19 protein-coding genes are annotated in these 20,915 nt (G+C 70.2%); 12 read left to right on the top strand and 7 right to left on the bottom strand.

Features of this window, described 5'->3' with window-relative positions; all coding sequences use genetic code 11:
* The 3 genes from IZR01_RS36130 to IZR01_RS36120 form a co-directional block, all read left to right on the top strand.
* A partial coding sequence (locus IZR01_RS36130) for an AAA family ATPase (RefSeq protein ID WP_194926470.1) occupies positions 1-938 on the top strand: 938 nt, incomplete at its 5' end.
* Positions 939-1,051: 113 nt separating this feature from the next.
* Entirely contained in the window at positions 1,052-2,323 is a 1,272-nt protein-coding gene (locus IZR01_RS36125; RefSeq protein WP_194926469.1) for an MFS transporter, read from the top strand.
* 42 nt (positions 2,324-2,365) lie between these two features.
* Positions 2,366-3,001, top strand: coding sequence for an MBL fold metallo-hydrolase (locus IZR01_RS36120; protein WP_194926468.1), 636 nt, complete (start codon positions 2,366-2,368; stop codon positions 2,999-3,001).
* Positions 3,002-3,117: 116 nt separating this feature from the next.
* On the opposite strand, the gene IZR01_RS36115 is transcribed toward IZR01_RS36120, so the two are convergent.
* The 3 genes from IZR01_RS36115 to IZR01_RS36105 all read right to left on the bottom strand — a co-directional run bounded on the left by IZR01_RS36115 (position 3,118) and on the right by IZR01_RS36105 (position 5,091).
* Positions 3,118-3,837 (bottom strand): hypothetical protein, encoded by a 720-nt coding sequence (locus IZR01_RS36115; protein WP_194926467.1) that lies wholly within the window; start codon positions 3,835-3,837, stop codon positions 3,118-3,120.
* A gap of 175 nt (positions 3,838-4,012) precedes the next feature.
* On the bottom strand, positions 4,013-4,435 hold the full coding sequence (locus IZR01_RS36110) for a MarR family winged helix-turn-helix transcriptional regulator (protein ID WP_194926466.1): 423 nt from the start codon (positions 4,433-4,435) through the stop codon (positions 4,013-4,015).
* A 110-nt stretch (positions 4,436-4,545) separates the two neighbouring features.
* The gene (locus tag IZR01_RS36105; protein WP_194926465.1) at positions 4,546-5,091 is read right to left on the bottom strand and encodes a TetR/AcrR family transcriptional regulator; all 546 of its coding nucleotides are present in this window, start codon (positions 5,089-5,091) and stop codon (positions 4,546-4,548) included.
* A 92-nt stretch (positions 5,092-5,183) separates the two neighbouring features.
* On the opposite strand from IZR01_RS36105, the gene IZR01_RS36100 reads away from it, so the two are divergent.
* The gene (locus tag IZR01_RS36100; protein ID WP_228560981.1) at positions 5,184-6,194 is read left to right on the top strand and encodes an NADP-dependent oxidoreductase; all 1,011 of its coding nucleotides are present in this window, start codon (positions 5,184-5,186) and stop codon (positions 6,192-6,194) included.
* A gap of 68 nt (positions 6,195-6,262) precedes the next feature.
* On the opposite strand, the gene IZR01_RS36095 is transcribed toward IZR01_RS36100, so the two are convergent.
* Complete coding sequence (locus tag IZR01_RS36095; RefSeq protein ID WP_194926464.1) at positions 6,263-7,168, bottom strand: aldo/keto reductase family oxidoreductase; 906 nt, start codon at positions 7,166-7,168, stop codon at positions 6,263-6,265.
* 129 nt (positions 7,169-7,297) lie between these two features.
* Between IZR01_RS36095 and IZR01_RS36090 the strand changes: the two genes are divergently transcribed.
* Entirely contained in the window at positions 7,298-7,747 is a 450-nt protein-coding gene (locus IZR01_RS36090; RefSeq protein WP_194895851.1) for a winged helix-turn-helix transcriptional regulator, read from the top strand.
* A gap of 152 nt (positions 7,748-7,899) precedes the next feature.
* Here IZR01_RS36090 and IZR01_RS36085 read toward each other — a convergent pair whose 3' ends face one another.
* On the bottom strand, positions 7,900-8,502 hold the full coding sequence (locus tag IZR01_RS36085; protein ID WP_194895852.1) for a TetR/AcrR family transcriptional regulator: 603 nt from the start codon (positions 8,500-8,502) through the stop codon (positions 7,900-7,902).
* Between the two features lie 106 nt (positions 8,503-8,608).
* Between IZR01_RS36085 and IZR01_RS36080 the strand changes: the two genes are divergently transcribed.
* Positions 8,609-9,802 (top strand): alpha/beta hydrolase family protein, encoded by a 1,194-nt coding sequence (locus tag IZR01_RS36080; protein ID WP_194926463.1) that lies wholly within the window; start codon positions 8,609-8,611, stop codon positions 9,800-9,802.
* Positions 9,803-9,895: 93 nt separating this feature from the next.
* Here the strand turns inward: IZR01_RS36080 and IZR01_RS36075 are convergent, their stop codons facing one another.
* Positions 9,896-10,750 carry a helix-turn-helix transcriptional regulator gene (locus IZR01_RS36075; RefSeq protein ID WP_194926462.1) on the bottom strand — a complete coding sequence of 285 codons (855 nt, stop codon included), beginning with the start codon at positions 10,748-10,750 and terminating at the stop codon, positions 9,896-9,898.
* 102 nt (positions 10,751-10,852) lie between these two features.
* Between IZR01_RS36075 and IZR01_RS36070 the strand changes: the two genes are divergently transcribed.
* From IZR01_RS36070 to IZR01_RS36060, 3 genes are all read left to right on the top strand, one after another.
* Positions 10,853-11,740, top strand: a complete 888-nt coding sequence (locus IZR01_RS36070; RefSeq protein ID WP_194926461.1) for an NAD(P)-dependent oxidoreductase — start codon at positions 10,853-10,855, stop codon at positions 11,738-11,740.
* A 65-nt stretch (positions 11,741-11,805) separates the two neighbouring features.
* The gene (locus tag IZR01_RS36065; protein ID WP_194926460.1) at positions 11,806-12,579 is read left to right on the top strand and encodes an SDR family NAD(P)-dependent oxidoreductase; all 774 of its coding nucleotides are present in this window, start codon (positions 11,806-11,808) and stop codon (positions 12,577-12,579) included.
* Between the two features lie 44 nt (positions 12,580-12,623).
* The gene (locus IZR01_RS36060) at positions 12,624-14,783 is read left to right on the top strand and encodes a DEAD/DEAH box helicase (RefSeq protein ID WP_194926459.1); all 2,160 of its coding nucleotides are present in this window, start codon (positions 12,624-12,626) and stop codon (positions 14,781-14,783) included.
* Between the two features lie 170 nt (positions 14,784-14,953).
* Here the strand turns inward: IZR01_RS36060 and IZR01_RS36055 are convergent, their stop codons facing one another.
* The gene (locus IZR01_RS36055; RefSeq protein ID WP_194926458.1) at positions 14,954-16,381 is read right to left on the bottom strand and encodes an APC family permease; all 1,428 of its coding nucleotides are present in this window, start codon (positions 16,379-16,381) and stop codon (positions 14,954-14,956) included.
* 183 nt (positions 16,382-16,564) lie between these two features.
* On the opposite strand from IZR01_RS36055, the gene IZR01_RS36050 reads away from it, so the two are divergent.
* The 3 genes from IZR01_RS36050 to IZR01_RS36040 all read left to right on the top strand — a co-directional run bounded on the left by IZR01_RS36050 (position 16,565) and on the right by IZR01_RS36040 (position 19,798).
* The gene (locus IZR01_RS36050) at positions 16,565-17,182 is read left to right on the top strand and encodes a TetR/AcrR family transcriptional regulator (protein WP_194926457.1); all 618 of its coding nucleotides are present in this window, start codon (positions 16,565-16,567) and stop codon (positions 17,180-17,182) included.
* A gap of 5 nt (positions 17,183-17,187) precedes the next feature.
* Positions 17,188-18,372 (top strand): DmpA family aminopeptidase, encoded by a 1,185-nt coding sequence (locus tag IZR01_RS36045; RefSeq protein WP_194926456.1) that lies wholly within the window; start codon positions 17,188-17,190, stop codon positions 18,370-18,372.
* 190 nt (positions 18,373-18,562) lie between these two features.
* A complete protein-coding gene (locus IZR01_RS36040) occupies positions 18,563-19,798 on the top strand; it encodes an arylsulfotransferase family protein (protein WP_194926455.1) in 1,236 nt (411 codons plus the stop codon).
* Positions 19,799-20,915 lie beyond the last annotated feature (1,117 nt).

Below are 20,915 nucleotides of genomic sequence, written 5' to 3'. Positions count from 1 at the left end.
GGACGGTGCGCAGCGTGCCGGTCGGCCTGCGGTTGGGGTTCGGGGGCGACGAGTTCGGCTACGCGATCGACCTCGGCCTGCCGGTGCCCAGCGGCGATCCGGAGGCCGCGAAGTTCAACCTGGACCCGGCGATCAAGACCGAGGCGGTGTGGAGCGGGCCGGTGCTGCGCCCGGCGACCTCGCTCATCGAGCGGCACAACGACGCCATCCGAATCCGCGGCGCCGACGGGAAGTGGGCCGCCAAGCCCACTCCGATCCAGCAGTTCGACAGCATGCTGAGCGAATTCGCCGACCCCGAGGCCGCCCCGGAACTGTTCCGCATCCGGGAACGCATCCGCTCCTGGCGCTTCTACGACCACTTCCGCACCGACGCCGACGCCCCGGCCCGCGCCCCGCAGATCGGCACCCGCACCCCGGTCCTGGCGCACGACGGCGCCGACCTGGCCGCCGCACTCCAGACCATCGTGGCGACCGGCCGCGGCCCGGCACTGGATGAGGCGGTCGACGCCGCGTTCCCAGGCAGCCGCCTCCACATCCAGGTCGGCGACGACGGCCGCTTCACCCTCCAGCTACGCCAACCCGGCCTGCTACGTCCGCTCGGCGCCCCCGAACTGTCCGACGGCACGCTCCGCTACCTCCTACTCGCCGCCGCCCTGCTCAGCCCGCGCCCGGCGGACCTGCTGGTCTTCAACGAGCCCGAGACCAGCCTGCACCCCGAGCTCCTGCCACCCCTGGGCGCGCTCATCGCGGCGGTGTCCGAGCACAGCCAGATCATCGTGGTCTCGCACGCCGGCGGCCTGATCGAGGCCATCGGACGCGCGGCGGCGAAGCTGCACCGCGACGTGGGGATGATCGGGCTGGAGAAGGTCAACGGCGAGACGGTCCTACCCGGCCAGGGCCTGCTGGACTCGCCGCTCTGGTTCTGGCCGAAGCGCTGAGCACACACTCGTAGCCGTGGCTGTCTACATCGCAGGATCGTTTTGGCTGATGGCGTCTATGGACCCGCGCCAGCGTGGATCAAGCGTCGAGCCGTCACAGATACCATGCGGCGGTGAGTCTTACCACCCGCCTGGGTCGAATAGCCCGATCAGCCGTCTCCGACATCTCCCCGCTTCGGGAGTCTCCTGCCTACCGGCGGTTGTTCGGCGGGCAGGCGGTGTCCTCGATCGGTACGCAGGTGACGCAGGTCGCCGTCCCGCTCCAGGTGTACGCGATCACGCACTCCTCGCTGGATGTCGGCCTGGCCAGCCTGACCGCGCTGCTCCCGCTGATCTTCTTCGGCCTGTACGGCGGGGCGATCGCGGACGCGGTCGACCGGCGCAAGCTGCTGCTGATCACCTCGGTCGGCACGATGGCGGTCAGCCTCGTGCTCTTCGCGCAGGCCGCGGCCGGGCTGCGCAACGTGCCGTTGCTGCTGGTCTGTGTGGCGACGCAGGCCGGATTCGCCGCCGTGGACGGCCCGGCCCGGCGCTCGCTGACCCCGGTCCTGGTTCGCGCTGAGAAGCTGTCGGCGGCCAACACGCTGTCCTACGGCAGCACCACGTTGTCGGTCATCCTCGGCCCGCTGCTGGCCGGGGTGGCGGTCGGGGTCGGCGGCTTCCAGTGGGCGTACGGCATCGACGTGCTGACGTTCTTCGCCGCGCTCTACGCGGTGCTGCGGCTGCCCGCGCTGCCAGCCGCTGTGGACGCGCCGCGCGCCGGGCTGGCCTCGGTTCTGGAGGGCTTGCGCTTCATCCGGGGCGAGCGCATCATCACCGCCTCGTTCCTGGCCGATATCAACGCCATGATCTTCGGGATGCCCAAGGCGCTGTATCCGGCCCTGGCCTACGGCCAGTACCACGGCGGCGCGACCACGGCCAGCCTCATGTACGCGGCGCCCGCAGCCGGGGCATTGCTGGTGACCGGGTTCGGCGGCTTGTTGACCCGGGTCCGCAGACAGGGCCTGGGCGTCGTGCTGGCGATCGTGGTGTGGGGCGGGTCCATCGCCGCGTTCGGGGCGGTGTCGGTGCTGTGGGTCGGACTGCTCATGCTGGCCCTGGCCGGCGGCGCGGATCAGGTCAGCGCCGTGTACCGGTCGACGATGATGCAGGTCGCGACGCCGCCGGGGATGCAGGGCCGGCTTCAGGGCGTCTACATGGTGGTCGTCGCGGGCGGCCCGCGCCTGGGCGATCTGGAGTCCGGTGCGGCGGCCACCGCGTTCACCCCGCGGGTCTCGGTGGTCTCCGGCGGCTTGGCCTGCCTGGCCGGGATCGGGCTGCTCGCCGCCGTGGTCCCGGGGCTCCTGCGGTATGACGCGCGGCAGGCCGTCACGCAAACTATGTAACTTGGTTGTACAACCAGGATGTATAACTGTTAGCGTGAAGCCATGCAGATCACCAAGTACGGACATGCCTGCGTGGCCCTCGAAGCCGACGACCGCCGCCTGGTCATCGACCCCGGCGGCCTGACCGATCCGGCCGTGCTGGCCGGCGTCACCGACGTGCTGGTCACCCACGAGCACTTCGATCACTTCTCCGAGGCGACGCTGCGCGCGGCCGCCGCCGAGCACGAGCTGCGGGTCTGGACCAACAGCGCGGTCGCGGCGAAGCTGGCCGGCTTCGGCGGCGAGGTGCGGACCGTCGGCGACGGCTCGGTCTTCACCGCGCAGGGCTTCGAGATCCTGGTACACGGCACCTGGCACGCGGTTCTCCACCGGGACATCCCGCGCGTCGCCAACATCGGCTTCCTGATCGACGGCACGGTGTTCCACCCCGGAGACGCGCTGACCGTCCCCGGCACGCCGGTGGACACGCTCCTGCTGCCGGTCCACGGACCCTGGTCGACGACCGGGCAGCTGGTCGACTACGTGCGCGAAGTCGCTCCGGCCCGGGTACGCGCCATCCACGACGGGGCGCTCAACGAGGTGGGGCGGGCCATGGTCGGGGGGCTGCTCGGAGATGGCGGGCCGGGGACCGGCTCGCAGTACCGGCACCTCGGTATCGGTGAGACTGAGTCTTTGTGAGGTCTCTGTGGGATCTCTGTCGGATCTCTGTGGTTGTGTGGGTGACTTCTCTTCCGCGATCTCGCGTTTCCGGTCAGAATGGTCGCTCAGCTGATCCGGGGCTTGCCAGCTGATCGTCAGCCGGTGACGTCTCGGTGCCGATGGTGCTCTGGATCGGTCGCGGCGATCTGCGCAGCCCTTTCCACCTCGGCATGCAGGGCGGGTGGGTATTCGGCGAGATTGAGCGTGAACTTACTCGAAAGATACAAGCGATCCTCTGGGGCGTTGGAAGCGAGGAACGCTCGCAGGCACCCAACTCGGAAACGAGGTTCCAGCTCACGGCGGAGCGCTCGGGCTTCAGCGTTGCTATCTGCTGGCGTCGGCGCCAGCGGGCTGAGTGCGACACGGGTCGCGCCCTTGTCTGGACCGCGCGTCTCCAGGTCGGCATGCAGCTCTTCCACCGTCGCGTACTGCACGGAGGGGACGGCCCAATACCAGGCCATCGCAGCGCCCATCCGCTCGGCAGTTGAACCGGTTTCGAGATAGTCGAGAACGCGTTCCATGACTTCCCGGGCGCCGAGGCTTCTCACGAGCGGTTCGATCAGCTGACGGTCACCACTAGGACAGTGGTCGTGGGCGATGGCGTGCATGATCTGATCGGTATGCTCTTGCACAGCCCCACGGCCGGTCGCGCAGGCCTCGCCAATCTTGAACCGCTTGGCTTCGCAGCGACTGTAGGCATCGAAGACGGGATCGCCAGAGGTCTCTGTCTGCCAGCTCACACTGGGGCAGAATACGGTCGCCAAATCGTCGAGCAGCGGTTCAAATAGCCTCAGACGCTCAGCAAGTTCCGTCACCTACACCGACCTCCATCCCGTGACCGCATCCAGCCTAACTGGGTACCGGACTCACGGCATCGATCACCGGACGTCGAGAAGGCCAGGACGGCGTGACAACGAGACCCGCATATTAGAGGGGTCTTTGTAAGACCTTTGTGGTTCGATCAGGGCTCTTTGATGCCTGTTCCGGCCGTCAGTGCCCTGTGATGTGTGCGGTGAGCCCGCGCAGCAAGGGAACGCACTGCTGAAGCAGCTCCCGCTCCGCTGGCTTGAGCGTGTCCCGGATCGCCGTGTCGAGCCAGTCGGCCCGCTGCGCACGCTCCTCGGCCAGGCGCGTGCGGCCGAGGTCGGTGATGTGCAGCAGCAGCTTGCGGCCGTCGGTCTCGTGTGGCTCGATGCGTACGAGGTCCTCGGCCAGGAGTTGTTTGACCGATTTGGACGCCGACTGGTGCGTCACCCCTCGTTGGTGCGCCAACTCGGCGGTGGTCTGCGGACCGCCGCGGTCGAGGTGCCCGAGGATCGCGGCCTCGCCGGCCGGCATGGTGTCGGCGGTCCGTGCGGCCCGCACCAACTCGCCGATGGCGTGCCGCAGGTCCTCGGCGAGGGTGTCGTCCATGCCTCCCGGGCCTCTCTGACGGTGAACCGATAGTGAACCTATCTGTACAGCATAGCTGTACAGACGCGGCTGCCGGCGGCTCCCCGCGGCCACCGCGTCCCGGGCCGGGCTCACCGAGTCAGAACCGCGCTCGTCACCACCTCAAGCAAGTGCCCGGCCCGGGACGCGGTGGCGGGCAGATCGCCGAGCCACGCCAGCGCCCCGACCAGCGCGAACAGGTCGCCGCCGTCGAGGTCCTCGCGGGCCGAGCCCTCGTCCTGCGCGCGCGCCAGCAGGCGCGCGCCGGCCGCGCGCATCGTGACGCACGAGGCGTGCAGCGCTGACTCAGGGTCCTCCATCGCGGTCATCATCAGCGGTGTGATGCCCCGGATCTGGGTGGCGCCGGCGACGCAGTCGCGTAGCCAGATCGTCAGTGCGTCGGTCGGCGAGCTGGTTTTCCCCAGTTCGTCCGCCTTCGCGGTCAGCTCGTCGAACGTTGAGCGCAGCAGTGCGTCCAGCAGCGCCTCCCGGGTCGGGAAGTGCCGGTAGAGCGTGCCCAGGCCGACGTCGGCCCGGCGTGCCACATCGCGCAGTGAGGCGTCGGCGCCGTGTTCGGCGACGACGTCGCGCGCGGTGGCCAGGAGGTGGTCGAAGTTCTTCTTGGCGTCAGCTCGCATAGCCCTTCCTTGACAAGCGGAGCACTGCTCCAGATATATTCGGAGCACTGCTCCGATTATTCTAGCCGTCCGCGGCGGGAAGTGGGAAAACGATGCCCGAGACCCTGATGAAGGCCGTTGTGCTGCGCGAGTTCGGCGGCCCTGACGTGCTGCGTTACGAGGACGTGCCGCGTCCGGAGCTGAAGCCGGGCGAGGTGTTGGTGCGGGTCCACGCTGCCGGGATCAACCCGCCCGACTGGTATGTGCGCGACGGGATGTCCACCATCCCGGAGCATCTGAGGCCGCCGATGCAGCTGCCCGCGATTCTCGGCACCGACGTGTCCGGCGTCGTGGAGGAGGTCGCCGACGACGTGACCGGCTTCGCCGTCGGGGACGAGGTCTACGGCCTGCTGCGCTTCCCCAGCCTGGACGGCCACGGCTACGCCGAGTACGTCGCGGCGCGCGCCTCCGACCTGGCCGTCAAGCCGACCGGGATCGACCACGTCCACGCCGCGGGCTTTCCGATGGCCGGGCTGACCGCATGGCAGTTCCTCATCGAGCTCGGCCACGACCACCCGTCGCCGTTCCAGCCGGCGCAGCACAGCCCCATGCCCCTCGGCCCGGCATCGACAGTGTTGGTCAACGGTGCGGCCGGCGGCGTCGGCCACCTCGCGCTCCAGATCGCGAAGTGGAAGGGGGCCAGGGTCATCGCGGTGGCGTCGGGCTCGCACGAGGAGTTCCTGCGCAAGCTCGGCGCGGACGAGTTCATCGACTACACCAGCACCAAGCCCGAGGACGTGGCGCACGACGTCGATCTGGTCCTGGACACCGTCGGCGGCCCGGCCAGCAGCCGCCTGCTGCGCACGCTCAAGCGCGGCGGGGCGCTGTATCCGGTGTTCCTCGCGGACTACGACCCCGAGGAGACGGCGCGGCTCGGCGTCACGACCTCGCTCACCCAAGTGCGCTCGAACGGCGCGCAGCTGGCCGAACTCGCATACCTGCTGGACGCGGGCACGCTGAGCGTCGCCATCGACAGCACGTTCCCGCTGTCGGAGGCGGCCCGCGCGCACGAGCGGGCCGCGCGCGGGCATATCCAAGGCAAGATCGTGCTGACGGTTGAATAGCGGCGATAGCGGTGTATAGCTGCTGTAGCGGTGAATAGCGGTGATATCGGGTGAAGCGGCAAACCTGTTCAGCGGCCGATCTTGTCCAACTCGCCAAGGTCCTCGTCGGACAGCGAGAGCCCCGCCCCGACGATGTTCTCCCGTAGATGCGCGGTAGACGACGTCCCGGCGATCAGCAGGATGTTCGGCGAGCGCCGCAGCAGCCAGGCCAGCGCGACCGACATCGGCGTGCTGGCCAGCCGCGCAGCTACCGCCGACAGCGCTTCGGATTGCAGCGGGCTGAAGCCGCCGAGCGGGAAGAAGGGCACGTAGGCGATGCCGGCCTCGGCGAGGGAGGCGATGAGGCCGTCGTCGCCGCGGTAGGCGAGGTTGTACATGTTCTGCACGCACACGATCGGCGCGATGCCGCGCGCCTCGGCGACCTGCTCCGCCGTGGCGTTGCTGACGCCGAGGTGCCGGATCAGGCCGTCGCGCTGGAGGTCGACCAGCGTGCCGAAGGCCTCGGCGAGGGAGCCGGGCTGCGGTCCCTGCGCGTTGCCGAGGCGGAGGTTGACCACGTCGAGCGCGTCCAGGCCGAGGGTTTCCAGGTTGTCGCGCACGGCCCGGCGCAACGCCTCGGGCTCGCGGGCCGGCGGCCAGCCGCCCTGCGCGTCGCGGGTGGCGCCGACCTTCGTCACGATGCGCAGCGGGTCGGGGTAAGGGTGCAGCGCCTCGCGGATCAGCTGGTTGGTGATGTGCGGCCCGTAGGCGTCGGCGGTGTCGATGTGGGTGATGCCGAGCTCGACGGCGGCGCGCAGCACGGCCAGCGCGCCGTCGCGGTCGGCGGGCGGTCCCATGACGCCGGGGCCGGCCAGCTGCATGGCGCCGTAGCCGAAGCGGGTGACGGTCAGGTCGCCCAGGTCCCAGGTGCCGCCGGGAAGGGTGGGGGTGGAAGGCGAAGTGGAGGCGGAAGGCGAAGGGGAGAAGGTGCTCATGCCCGTGTCTTTCGTGGTCAACAGGGGTGGTGCCCAAAGGCCTGTTGCTCCAGTATGGATATGCAGCTTCCCATCGGGAAGTACGCACTCCAAGGTGCGTAAGGCACCAGCGGGTGGGAGGAACGATCGATGGCCACGACGACGGCGGCCCAGAAGCGGGCTCAGGCCAAGGTGGAGTACAACGCGTTCCTGGCGGTCTGCCCGAGCCGCCAGCTCCTCGACCGGATCACCGACAAGTGGGTCACGCTGATCCTGTGCGCGCTGGGCGGCGACGAGGCGTCGCAGGCGGACCCCGGCGTGTCCCGGCCGCTGCGGTACTCGGAGCTGTCGCGGCTGCTGGTCGGCGTGAGCCAGAAGATGCTCACCCAGACGCTGCGGTCGTTGGAGCAGGACGGGCTGATCACCCGGACTGTGACGCCGACCGTGCCGGTCACGGTCACCTATGAGCTGACCGAACTCGGGCGGTCGCTGCATCAGATGGTGCGGGGGATGCGGGCTTGGGCTGAATCGCACATGGACGATGTGTTGGCCAACCGGGCAGCGCGGGAGGCGGCTTCGCACGAGGGTGAGAGCGCCTGAAGCCCGTCTGAACCCGCGCCCGCAGTCGCAACCCAACCCCCAATACCGCTGTCAGCTATCAAATATCGGCTGTCAGCTATCAGCTACTAGCCATCAGATACGAGCTACTAGCTACTAGCCATCAGCGGGCTGGATATCAGCGCACTGCGGCTTCAGCGCACTGCGGCCTTCAGCGCCGCCTCGATCGTGGTCGTCAGCACGTCCAAGTACTCCTCGCCGCTGTCCTCGTCCATGACCAGCACCCGGAATCCCAACGGGGCGATCAGCAGATCGGCGGCGAGTTCCATGTCCAGCCGCTCCGACAGCTCGCCCCGCTCGATCGCCGTCCGCAGCATCGCCCGCGCCGCTGCCCGCCGCGGGGCCGCGACGTCGCGGCGCAGCGCCTCCCCGAAGGCGTCGCTGCGGCGGGACTCGGCGATCAGGCCGGTCCCGATGGTGCTGACCACCGGGTGGGCCAGCTGGCCGCGCATGGTGCCGAAGTACTGGCGTAGATCGCTGTGCAGGGCGCCGGTGTCCGGGAGCGGGGGCAGGGTGTCCTCGACCGCCTGCCGGAGCAGTTCGGTCAGCATCTCCTGCTTGGAGGCCCAGCGCCGGTAGAGCGCGGCCTTGCCGACGCCGGCCCGCCGAGCCACGGCCTCCATGGACAGGCCCGGGTAGCCGACCTCCGCGAGCTCGGTGAAGACCGCGTCCCTGATCGCGTCGGTCACTTTCTGCCGCAAGGCTGCTCCGCCGGTCGCGGTGCGCGTGGTTGCCATGCCCGCAGTCTAACCGAACGGAACGGTTGCGTTCCATTGGCGGCGGTGCTAGCTTCGTGCTCAACGGAACGGAACCGTATCGTTCCGAAGATGGGGAGGTCACACCATGAAGTTCCTCTACGACGAAGAGTCCTTCTCCTTCGAAGCGCTCAGGACCGCCGGTTACGCCACCTACGGCGGCGCCGAACTCGGCGAGGTGCTGGTCACCTGCCGGCAGATCCCCGAAGGCGACGAGCAGGCCTGGTCCGCGCAGTGGGCGGCGACCGCGGCGCGCGTGGAGCGCGTCGGCCGGGACGCGCTGGCCGCCGGGCACCGGGTCAGCGCGCGCGAGGCGCTGCTGCGCGCGTCGAACTACTACCGGACCGCCGACTTCTACCGGCGCGAAGACCCGGCGAACGACGCCGAATCGGCGCGGCTGGCCAAGGCCTCGCAGCAGACCTTCGCCGACGCCGCGGCGCTGCTCGACATCCCGGCCCGCTACGTGCGCATCCCCTATGAGGACACGACGCTCCCCGCCTACCTGTTCCTCGCCGATGACTCCGGCCAGCCCCGCCCTACCGTCATCTACCACGGCGGCTTCGACTCCAGCCTGGAAGAGGACTACCTCGCACTGGCCGCCGGCGCGCTGCGGCGCGGCTACCACGTCCTGGCCTTCGATGGCCCGGGTCAGGGCTCGACGATCCGGGAGCAGGGCCTGCACTTCCGCCCGGACTGGGAGGCCGTGGTCACCCCCGTCGTCGACTTCGTCCTCGCCCTGCCCGAGGTGGACGCCGCCCGCGTCGCGTTGATCGGCACCAGCATGGGCGGCTACCTCGCGGCTCGCGCGGTCGCGTTCGACCACCGCTTGGCCGCCTGCGTGCTGCACGACGGCGTCTACGACCTCTCCGAGGTCTTCCAGGCGACCGCGCGGCGCGCCGCCGAGCTCCCCGGCGGCCTGGCCGAGCTGAAGGCGCAGAGCACGTTCGTGCGCTGGCTAATGGACAACGGCCGGTGGAACTTCGGTATCGACGACCCCGACGAGCTCATCAAGGCGACGCAGAGCTACACGATGGCCGGGATCGCCGATCGGATCACCTGTCCGATGCTGGTATTGGAAGCCGAGGTCGACGTGTTCTTCGACGGCCAGCCGCAACGCCTCTTCGACGCGCTGACCAGCCCGAAGCAGCTGATCAGGTTCCGGGAGGACGAGGGTGGCGGCGAGCACTGCCACGAGGGCGCCGTGGCGCTGTTCCACCAGTGCACGTTCGACTGGCTGGACACCGTGCTCGCGGTCCGAGAGACCTTGGTGCCCGCGGTCTGAAAGACCTCGGTCGGTCGACCGGGTGGCCTTCCGATGCCGACCCGGTCACCCGAGCCGGTCACCCGACCAGCGACCGCGTATCGGCCGAGCCGGTCACCCGACCAGCGACCGCGTATCGAGCGACTGCGTGCCCAGCGCGGTGATCAGCGCCAGCCGCTCGGCGTCCCCGGTCCCGGGCTCGGCGGAGTAGACCATGATGTGCAGGTCGCTGCCGGCCACGGTGAGGACGTCGCAGTCGAGCGTGACGTCGCCGACGTAGGGGTGCCGGATCGTCTTGCGGGCGGTCTCGTGCACCCCGGTGCCGCCGGTGCTCCACAGCTCGGCGAACGTCTCGCTGGACTCAAGTAGTGCGCTGACCAGCTGCTTGAGTCGCGGATCGTTCGGGTAGGTCGCGGCGACCGAGCGCAGATCGGCGGCCATCGCGGACAGGAAGGCCGCGCGGGATTCCGGGGTGTGCCGCACACGGTTGTTGAGTCCGAGGAAGTTGCGCCACACCGCGTTCCGCTCCAGGCCGCGCCATCCCGACGGGTCGCCCATCAGCGCGGCGTAGGGCGGGTTGGCCACCAGCAGCGTCCAGGCCGCGTCGAACACGGCCACCGGCGTGCCGGTCATCCGATCCAGCAGCCGCTGCACGCTCGGGGTGATACGCGCCGAGACCCGCTCCGGGCCCGGGGGCTGGAGCCCACCGAGCCGGAACAGCAGCGCACGCTCGGCGTCCGACAGTCGCAGGGCCCTGGCCAGCGCCTCGATGATCTGCTCCGAGGGGTTGACGGCCCGGCCCTGCTCCAGGCGGGTGATGTAGTCCACCGAGATCCCGGCCAGCAGCGCCAGTTCCTCGCGCCGCAGCCCGGGAGCGCGGCGGTGGCCGCCGACGGGCAGCCCGGCGTCCTGCGGGGAGACCCGGTCGCGCCACCGCCGCACAGCCTCTCCGAACTGCGTGGTCGCCATGTCATCCAGTATGGCCGCCGCGCGCGGGGTCTTCCTGGTACCGGTAGTCCCAGGAAGACGCGACATCTGGCTGGTGACGACGCCAGACCGCAGCCTTGAGGCATGGACGGACAACGATCACCTCTCCCCGGGGGTGGGAACGACGCCCCGCCGGCGGCCGGGGCCGCTCCGGCGGTCGGCTTCATCGGGCTGGGGGACCAGGGCCTGCCGATGGCGCGCGCCGTCGCCGAGGCCGGGTTCCCGCTGCACGTCTGGGCTCGGCGCCCGGCATCGCTGGACGGCCTGCGCGGCGTGCCGCACACCGCCCACGACACCCTGAGCGACCTAGCCATGGCCGCCGACATCGTCGCGCTGTGCGTCAGCACCGACGAGGACGTGTTCGACCTGGTTACCGGCGGTCTGCTGGCGGCCATGCGGCCGGGGGCGGTGCTGGTCAACCACGGCACCGGCCTCCCGGCAGCCGCCGTGCGCCTCACCGAGCTCTGCGCACCGGCCGGCGTCGAGGTGCTGGACGCGCCGGTCAGCGGCGGTCGCCCGGGCGCGGTCGAGCGGCGGCTGACCACGCTGGTCGGCGGGCCGGAGTCGGCGGCGCGGCACTGCGAGCCGGTGTTCGCGGCGTTCTCCGGCCACGTGGTGCACCTCGGCGCCGCGGGCTCCGGGCAGCTGGCGAAGCTGCTGAACAACGCGCTGCTGATGCTGAACCAGGCCGCCGTCGCCGACATCGTGGAGCTGACCGGCCCGCTGGGCCTGGACGCCGCGCGCGTGGCTGACGTGCTCAAGCTCGGCAGCGCCGCCAGCACCGCCCTGACGTTGCTGAACACGATGGTGACGCCGGACAACGTCGAGCACCTGTCGGGGGTGGAGGCATTGGACATGGAGCTGTTCGACGCCGCGATGCGCCAGGCCGGGGTGGACGCCGCCGCGATCACCGCCCGCGGGTTGGCCGGGGCCAACGGGCTGCCGAAGCTGGTGCGCCGACTAAGCGCATGAGTGTCAGCCGCACACCAAGGAAGACGACCCGGCTCAACCAGAGCCGTGCTGAAAGGAAAGCACCCATGAACAAGCTCGCACTCGTCACCGGCGCCACCTCCGGAATCGGCGCCGCGTTCGCCCGGCGACTGGCCACCGAGGGCTACGACCTGGTGGTCGTCGGGCGCCGCACGGACCGGCTGGCGGCCTTCGCCCAGGCGCATCCCGAGGTCAAGGTGCGCACCGTGACCGCCGATCTGGCCACCGCCGCCGGTATCGACGAGGTCGCCGGGGTGCTCGCGACCGAGCCGGTCGACCTCCTGATCAACAACGCCGGCGTCGCGCACTACATGCCGCTGGCCGACCTGCCCACCGACCAGGCGAGCGAGCTGGTGAGCGTCAAGGTCCTGGCACCGACCATGCTCACCCGGGCCGCCGTCCCGGGGATGCTGGAGCGCGGCGCGGGCACGATCATCAACGTGGCCGGGATGATCGCGTTCGCAGGCCCCGCCCCGCACTCGCAGATGCCCCGGCGCGCCATCTACGGCGGCAGCCTCGCCTATCTGGTCGCGCTGTCGCAGACGCTCGGCGCCGAGCTTGAGGGCACCGGGGTGGGCGTGCAGGTCGTGTGCCCGGGGGTCGTGGCCACCGAGTTCCACGAGGTCCAGGGCCTGGACCTGAGCGCCGTGCCCCGGATGAGCGCCGATGACGTGGTCACCGCCAGCCTGCGCGGGCTGGAGTTGGGCGAGACCGTCGTCGCGCCCGGCGTCGAGGACGCATCGCTGCTGGACGCGGTGTTCCGGGCCGATCTCGCGGCGTTCGGCGCGCAGAGCCCTGAGCTGGCCACGCGTTACCGGTAGTGCGCTCTGAGCGGGTTGTCTAAGCCTGCCGATAGCCTGGCTCGGTGTTGACCCGACCATCGGCAGTGAAGGCCGCGCTGAGTTCAGCGACGACGGCTCAGGCCGCCATTCGCGAATTGAACGAGGGCGAGGAGCGGCGGCACCAGGATGTCCGCGACGCGTATCAGGCCTCTCATGCGACCGCCGTGCGGGGCCGGCTGCGGGCGATCCCCGTGGAGCGGCTGCGGGATGTGACCGGCGCGCGGATTCCGGTGCGGCAGCTCACGGAGGCCGGTTACACCTCCATCGCAGAGCTCGTCGAAGCCTCGCCCGCCGAGCTCCAGGCGGTACCGGGCATCGGGGCGAAAGGCGCCCAGCGCACCGCCGAAGCCGCGCGCCGGATCGCCGAGGCCGCCACCGAGAGCACGCACGTCACCGCCGACCTGGACCTGCGGGTCGAGGAGGCCGCCGCGCTGCTCAGCGCGCTGTATCGGGTCCACGCCGCGGACCGGGTGCTGCTGCGGGTGCGCGAACCGGCCGGGCGGATCGGCGGCGCGCTGGCGGGTCTGGCCGCCGCCGCCCGACCGCTGAGCAGCCGGATGCGGCGCGCGCTGACCGGCCGGATGCGGCGTGAGGAGGCGCAGGACGCGGTCACGCGGCTGGAGGAGTTGCTGGCCGATCCCAAGGTGATCGGCGAACTGGAGCGGATCGAGGCGGCGAACGCCAAGCTGCGGGCGGCCAAGACGCCCCGGCCCGGCACCGTCCGCAACGACTTCGAGAAGCGCTCCGCCGACTATTTCAGCACCCTGAGCCGCATCGCCGGGGCCCGGGTGAACGGCGAGGCGGCGCGCGGGTTCCTGCCGGTCACGCTGGCCGACCGGGTGGCGGCGCAGAAGCTCGACGGCACGCACCTGCGCGTCTCGCTGCGTGCCTACCAGGACTTCGGGGCGCGGTTCGCCCTCGCCCAGGAGCGCGTCATCATCGGCGACGAGATGGGCTGCGGCAAGACCGTCGAGGCGATCGCCGCGCTGGCGCATCTGCGGGCCACCGGCACCAAGCACTTCCTGGTGGTCGCCCCGGCCAGCGTGCTGATCAACTGGATGCGCGAGGTCCGTGCGCACAGCACCCTGCGGCCGCACCGGCTGCACGGACCGAAGCAGGCTGACAACCTGCGCGCGTGGGTGTCCGGCGGCGGCGTCGGCATCACCACGTTCGAGGCGCTTCCCGGGCTGGACCTGCCGCGCCGGCTGACGGTCGGGATGCTGGTCGTCGACGAGGCGCACTATGTGAAGAACCCTGACACGCTGCGCTCGGCCGCGGTCCGCGCCTGGACCGACCAGGTGGACCGGGTGCTGTTCCTGACCGGCACGCCGATGGAGAACCGGGTCGAGGAGTTCTGCAACCTGGTCGGCTATCTGCAACCGGATCTGGTCGGGTCGGTGGACCAGCTGGACGCGGTCGCGGGATCGGAGGCGTTCCGCAAGGCGGTGGCGCCGGCCTACCTGCGCCGCAACCAGGAGGACGTGCTCTCCGAGCTGCCGGAGATGCAGCAGATCGACGAGTGGGAGGAGTTCGGGGTCGAGGACGCGGAGGCGTATCGGGAGGCGGTCCAGGCGCGCAACTTCATGGCGATGCGGCGCGCCGCCTACGCCTCGGGCGACCCGGCGTCCTCGGCCAAGCTGCGGCGGCTGGTCGAGATCGCGGACGAGGCCGGCGCCAACGGCCGCAAGGTGGTGGTGTTCTCCTACTTCCGGGACGTCCTGGAACTGGTCTGCCGCACCCTCGGCGACCGCGCCATCGGCCCGCTCACCGGCTCCATGCCGCCGCAGCACCGGCAGAAGCTGGTCGACGAGTTCGCGGCGGCGAAGGGGCAGCCGGTGCTCGTCAGTCAGATCCAGGCCGGGGGAGTGGGACTCAACATGCAGGCCGCCTCCGTGGTCATCCTGTGCGAGCCGCAGGTCAAGCCCACGCTGGAGACGCAGGCGATCGCGCGGGCGCACCGGATGGGCCAGATCCGCCGGGTCCAGGTGCACCGGCTGCTGGTCTCGGACAGCGTCGACGAGCGGATGCTGGAGATCCTGGAGACGAAGTCAGGGCTTTTCGACGCTTACGCTCGGCGCAGCGAGACCGCCGAGACGGTGCCCGAGGCCAAGGACCTGTCGGACGCCACGGTGCGGCGGCAGCTGATCAGCGCCGAGCGGGAGCGGTTGGGGCTGGCGGGCTGAGCGGCAGCTGAGCGCGGGGGAGTCGCGCGGGCCGATCGCTAGGGCCGATCGATGGCTACCGCCGCCGCTACGGCTGGTTGCTAGGGCCGGTGGCTACGGCCGCTCGCTACCGCTGCCGCTACGGCCGGTTACTACCACCGTCGCTACTGCCTGCTCGCCAGGGCCGGTCGCTACGCGTCCTCAGCCCCCTGCAACTCCCAGGCCCCGCGGCGCCGCACCACGATCAGGTAGTACGCGGCCGACACCACCGCGATCCCGATCGTCGTCCACAGACTCGGCCGCCCGACCTTCGGATCCTGGAAGTTCTCATACACCACATACCCGATCGCCCCCAGCGCCAGCACCGGTGCCAGCGGCCACGCGGGCATCCGGTAGGCCGCGTGCGCGGTGGATCCGTTGCGGCGCCCGGCGATCGAGGACAGCGCCAGCGCGGCGTAGACGGCGATGATCGTGGTGGAGGTGACCACCAGCAGGAAGGTGTCGTCCGCGAAACAGAACCCGGCGCTGACCACGCCGGTGAGGATGGTGGCGATCCAGGGGCTGCCGAACCGGGGGTGGACGGCGGCCAGGGCGCGGCTGGCCGGGCCGGGCCAGGCGGCGTCGCGGCCGGTGGAGAAGACCATGCGGGCGGTCACCAGGATGATGGCGAGGACCGCGTTGAAGATGGCGACCACCACGGCCAGGCTGATCGCGTCGTTGACCGTCGAGTTGGAGGTGGCGGTGATGAAGTACTTCATCATGTTGCCCGCGCTGAACAGGCTCGGCAGGTTCGGGGCGCCGATCAGGACGGCGGTGGTCGGGATCAGCTCGGCGAAGACCGTGATGCCCAGTGCCCACAAGATGGTGCGGGAGATGTTGCGCGGGGCGTCCGTCGTCTCCTCGCCGAAGTAGACCGCCGAGCCGTAGCCGTTGTAGGCGAAGATCGCGACGGCGGTGGCCGCGCCGATGGTGCCGACGCCGACCGCGGTGACCGTGGAACCCGAGGCCGCGGCGGCCACCGGGTGCGCGATCAGGTCGCCGAGCGAGCGCTTGGGGTGCAGGAAACCCAGGGCGCTGACGACGATCAGCGCGACCATCTCGATGGCCAGGAAGATCCCGGTCACCCAGGCGTTCAGCTTGATGTCGAACACGGCCAGGGCGGTGGCCAGCAGCGTGGTGACGGCCGCGGTGACCGCGACGTCCAGATGCGGGAACAGCACCTCCAGGTAGGTGCCGACGCCCAGGGCGATGACGGCGACGATCAGCAGCTGGGTGACCAGGATCAGCCCCAGGACCACGAAGCCCGGCAGCTTGCCGAGCGCGCGGGCGGTGATCGCGTACTCGCCGCCGGACAGCGGGAACGCCGAGGAGAGCTCGGCGTAGACCAGCGCCATGAAGACCCCGACGACGCCGGCCACCGCGAGGGCCCAGAACGCGCCGGTGCCGGCCTGGCTGACGACGCCGGGGCTGATGATGAACACGGACGAGGCCGGGGTGGTGGCGGACAGCGTGATGAACAGCGTGCCGAGCATCTTCAGACCGCGGCGCAGCCGGGGCCGGCCCTGCGGGTCGGTGTCGGTGTCGGTGGAACGGGACGGGGACGTGCCGGAAGCCGTCATGGAGCGTCCTTCCATCGGGGTTCTTTGAAGAAGTATCAAAGAACCCGCCTTGGGCCAGCGTCAAGGCTAGAGTTAATAACGAGTGGATAACCTCTGTTCCCTGCCCGTTCCCGGCGACCCGGCGATCCATGATCGACGATAACCGCTTGCGTTCTTTGACGAAAATCAAGAGAATTCCGAACCATGGGGAGACCGAGCAGAGCCCACGAGAAGCGCGCCGAACTGGTCGAGGCGGCCCGCCAGGCGGTCCTGGCCCGGGGCGTCGCCGGGCTGCGGATGCGCGATGTCGCCGACCACGCGGAGATGACGCCCGGCGCGATCCAGTACTACTTCCCGACGCTGAGCGACGTACTGCGCGAGGTCCAGCGCGAGGCCGTCGAAAGGTTCTGCGTCGACCGGGAGGCGGCGGCCCGGGCCGAGCCGGACCCGCGACGGCGGCTGGTCGGCATGATCCGGTCGGGCCTGCCGGCCGGCAGCGATGACGAACTGGCCCGGCTGCTGCTGGAGCTGGGTACCTTCGCCCGCCGCGACGCCGCGTACTCCGCGCAGCACGTCCGCCTCTACGAGCGGCAGGTCTCGCTCTACGTGGCGATCCTGGAAGCCGGCACGGCCACCGGCGTCTTCACGCCGACCCGCGACCCGAACACCATCGCCCGGAGCCTGGTCCTGCTCGAGGACGGCCTCGGGCTGCACCTGACCCAGGCCGTGCCGCCGCTGGACGTCCGCGAGGCCGAGACGATCCTGCTGGCCTACGCCGCCGACGCCACCGGCTGCGACTTGACCGCCGTGGAAGGACACTGACACCGATGCCCAGCACGCCTCGCGCCCGCGACTCCCATGCCGACGACCCTCGCGCCGACGATTCCCGCGCCCGAGACCTTGGCGCCGACGACTCCGGTGCCCGCGACCCCCGCGCCCGAGACCTCGGCCTGCCCTTGCCCGGCACCCCGGGCCCGCACAACGCGATCACCGACGTCCCCGGCGTCCACGTCGGCCAGACCACCCTCATCGAGGGCGAGGCTGTCCGCACCGGCGTGACCGCGATCCTGCCCCGCCCGCCGGCCACCATCGAGAACCCGTGCGCCGCGGGTTGGTACTCGCTCAACGGCAACGGCGAGATGACCGGCACCGCCTGGCTCAGCGAGACCGGCACCCTGCGCCTGCCGGTGCTCGTCACCAACACGCACGCGATCGGCCCGGCGCACCGCGGCGTGATCGACTGGGCGGTCCGCGAGAAGCCGCGGATCGCCGAGGAATGGCTGCTGCCGGTCGTGGCCGAGACCTGGGACGGCTACCTGAACGCCATCAACGCCCCCACCGTGCAGCCGCACCACGCCGTGGCCGCCATCGACGCGGCCCGCACCGGCCCGGTCGCCGAGGGCTCCGTGGGCGGCGGCACCGGCATGAACTGCTACGGCTTCAAAGGCGGCAACGGCACCGCTTCGCGCCGCGTCGACTACGGTGCGCAGACGTATACGGTCGGTGCGTTCATGCAGGCCAACTTCGGGTCTCGCAGGGAGCTGACGATCTGCGGCACACGCGTCGGCCCGGAACTGTCGGCGGACAACCCGATGGAGGACTCCGCACGGCACCAGCCGCCCGGCTCCGGCTCGGTCATCGTCGTCATCGCCACCGACGCCCCGCTGCTGCCGCAGCAATGCACCGCGTTGGCCCGGCGCGTCCCGCTCGGCCTGGCCCGCACCGGGACCAGCGGTTCGCACTTCTCCGGCGACTTGTTCCTGGCCTTCTCCACCGCGAACGAGGACGCGTTCGGCAGCGGCATGGGATTCCCCAAGGGCGAGCCCGGCTATGGCGAGCTGCGGTTCATCCCCTGGAACCGGATGGACGCGTTCTACGAGGCGGTGGTCGAGGCCGTGGAGGAGGCCGTGCTCAACGTGCTGGTCGCCTCGCGGAGCATGACGGGGCGGGACGGGCATCGGTCTCCGGGGATGCCGGTGGAGGAAGTGTTGTGGCTGGTCGGGGTGCGCTGACCGCCGCGACCGCCGCTGGCTACCGCTGACCGCCACCACCGCGACCACCGCTGACGATCGCGACCATCCCCACCCTCCCGACCACCGTGACGCCCGCCTCGGGCTGCGCGTTCTCACATTCCGTCAGAGCACGTCTCAGGCTACGGCCGCTGTTGTCGTCGCCGCAGGTGAGCTGGCTACCGTCGGCCGCATGCCCAAAACCCCGCGTCCGAAGGTCCAGATCGCCGCTTTTATCGCCGCAGCCACAATGGCCGGCGCCATCCCGGCGGCCACCGCCCACGCGTCCGACCCGGCCTCGGCCGCAGCCGCAGCCGCGCCGCACCTGCCCGCGTGGACCGTGCTGACCGACGCGGCCGGCGCCGGGAACGGCAAGATATTCGTCGCGCCGACCTCCTCCGACGGCACCTACGCCAACGGCGTGGAGATCCTGAGCCCGGACGGCAAGAAGACCGTCTGGTCCCACGAGGTCCCGGCCGGGCTGTCCGCCGCCGACTTCCGCGCGCAGACCTACCACGGCAAGCCGGTCCTGACCTGGTGGCAGGGAACCGGCCTCGGCGGCCTGGCCAGCGGTGTCGACGTGATCTACGACGCGAACTACCACCAGATCGCCGAAGTCCACGCCGGCAACGGCTACACCGCCGACGGCCACGAGTTCGCCATCACCTCACACAACACCGCGCTGATCCTCGCCTACAAGGAGAAGACCGCCGACCTCACCGCGCTCGGCGGCTCATCCCACCAGAAGGTGATCGACGGCGTCGTGCAGGAGATCGACATCGCGACCGGCAAGGTCCTGTTCCAGTGGGACGCCGCCGACCACGTCCCCTACACCCAGAGCGAGCAGCCACTGCCTTCCTCACCGGACACGCCCTGGGACTGGTTCCACATCAACGCCGTCAAGCAGGACGGCGACAACCTGCTGGTGGACGCCCGCAACACCTGGACCGCCTACGAGATCTCGCACGCGACCGGCAAGGTCCTGTGGCAACTCGGCGGCAAGGCGAGCTCCTTCAAACCCCAGGCCGCCCCCGGCCAGCAACTCAACGACGCCGCAGCCTTCTTCTCCTGGCAGCACGACCCCGAGCCCCTCGGCGGCGGCCGCTACACCTTCTTCGACAACGAGTCCGCCGGCGTCGCCAACACCGGCGCCGGCGCGGTCTCCGACTACCCCTACAGCCGGGTCGTCACGGTGAAACTCGACCCCGCGAAGCACACCGCGACGCTGGTCCGGGCCGACGCCCAGCCCGCCGGCCTGATCGCGTCCTCCCAGGGCAACGCCCAGCCCGAGCGCGGCGGCCGGACGTTCGTCGGCTGGGGTGCGCTGCCGTATGTCTCCGAGTTCGACCGGAGCGGTGCGGTGGTGTTCAGCGCGGAGTTCCCTGCTGGGGTGAACACCTACCGGGCTTATCGCTTCGACTGGAAGTAAGGGTTCTTCGCGGCTTCGGGTTCTATGGGTTGTTCGGGGTTCGGGTCTTCTTGAGGGCTGGAGTTTGCGGGGCGGGTTGCTGTTGGGCTGTGGTTTCAAAGCTTTTTACGGCCTTCGGTTATGGTTGTGCCGGTTCGGGGTTTGGGGCGGCGGGTCTGTTTGTCGGCTGCCGGTTCCCGCGTTCACAACCCCGCCCCACCTCAGGCCTCTTCGACACCGGCAAGTCAGAACACGAGCACAGGGCAAGAGCACACAAGCAGGATCAAGAGCGAGATCAACTGCAAGATCAACTGCAAGATCAACTGCAAGATCAAGGTCAAGAGCTATGGTGAAGAGCCCGGCGCCTCCGGCGGGGGCTCTCGGCTCCCTCGGGGAACTGGCGCGGTTCCATAGGGTGGCCGGGTCAGGGCCCTGCGCTGGCGGTTCCTGAGGTGGTTGCGGTTCGTTCCCCACGGTCGCGTCGTCAGCCCCAAGGGGTACAGCACCGGTGGCCGGGAGTAAAGTCCGCGCGGTTGCGGTCGGGCCTGCAAGCTGCGGTTTGTATAGCGCGAACTTGACTCCCGGCCACCGGCGCTGTAGGCAAAGCCCTGCCGACGCGACCGAGGGGAACGAACCGAAAACCGCCCGGAGAAGTACAAAACTGGTGGTGCGGTACCGGCGACTCGGCGGGCTCGGCCGCCGGTCCAGCGCGTGGCGGCGCGGCAGTCCCAGAGTGCGCATTCTAGGCTGGCGAGTGCGAGTGCGAGTGCGAGTGCGAGTGCAGATGCGGGCGCGGGCGCGGGCGCGGGCTCGCCTGGCCGCCAAGGCCGATGCTGGTGGATAGCAAGCGCGCCAGGGGATGTCGGCAATCGGCGGCAGACTGCTGCGAGCGCAAGCCGGTCCGATACTGGATACCGCACCCGGGCATGTTCGCAACCAACTGGCCAGCAGCCCGCCGCCGCACCCTCACCGGCGGCCGCATCGCTGAGCTGCGTCTACGGGCCCTGCGATTGCTTTTCTTCCGGTCGGTTTTCGGTTCGTTCCCCTCGGTCGCGTCGGCAGGGCTTTGCCTACAGTGCCGGTTCTCGGGAGTCAAGTTCGCGCTGTACGCGGCCGCCACCTGCGCGCCTGACCGCAA

This window comes from Catenulispora pinisilvae (assembly GCF_015356865.1).
In the GTDB taxonomy this organism is placed as follows: domain Bacteria; phylum Actinomycetota; class Actinomycetes; order Streptomycetales; family Catenulisporaceae; genus Catenulispora; species Catenulispora pinisilvae.
The sequence above is the reverse complement of the archived record's forward strand: the minus strand, read 5'-3'. Positions and strand labels throughout refer to the sequence as shown.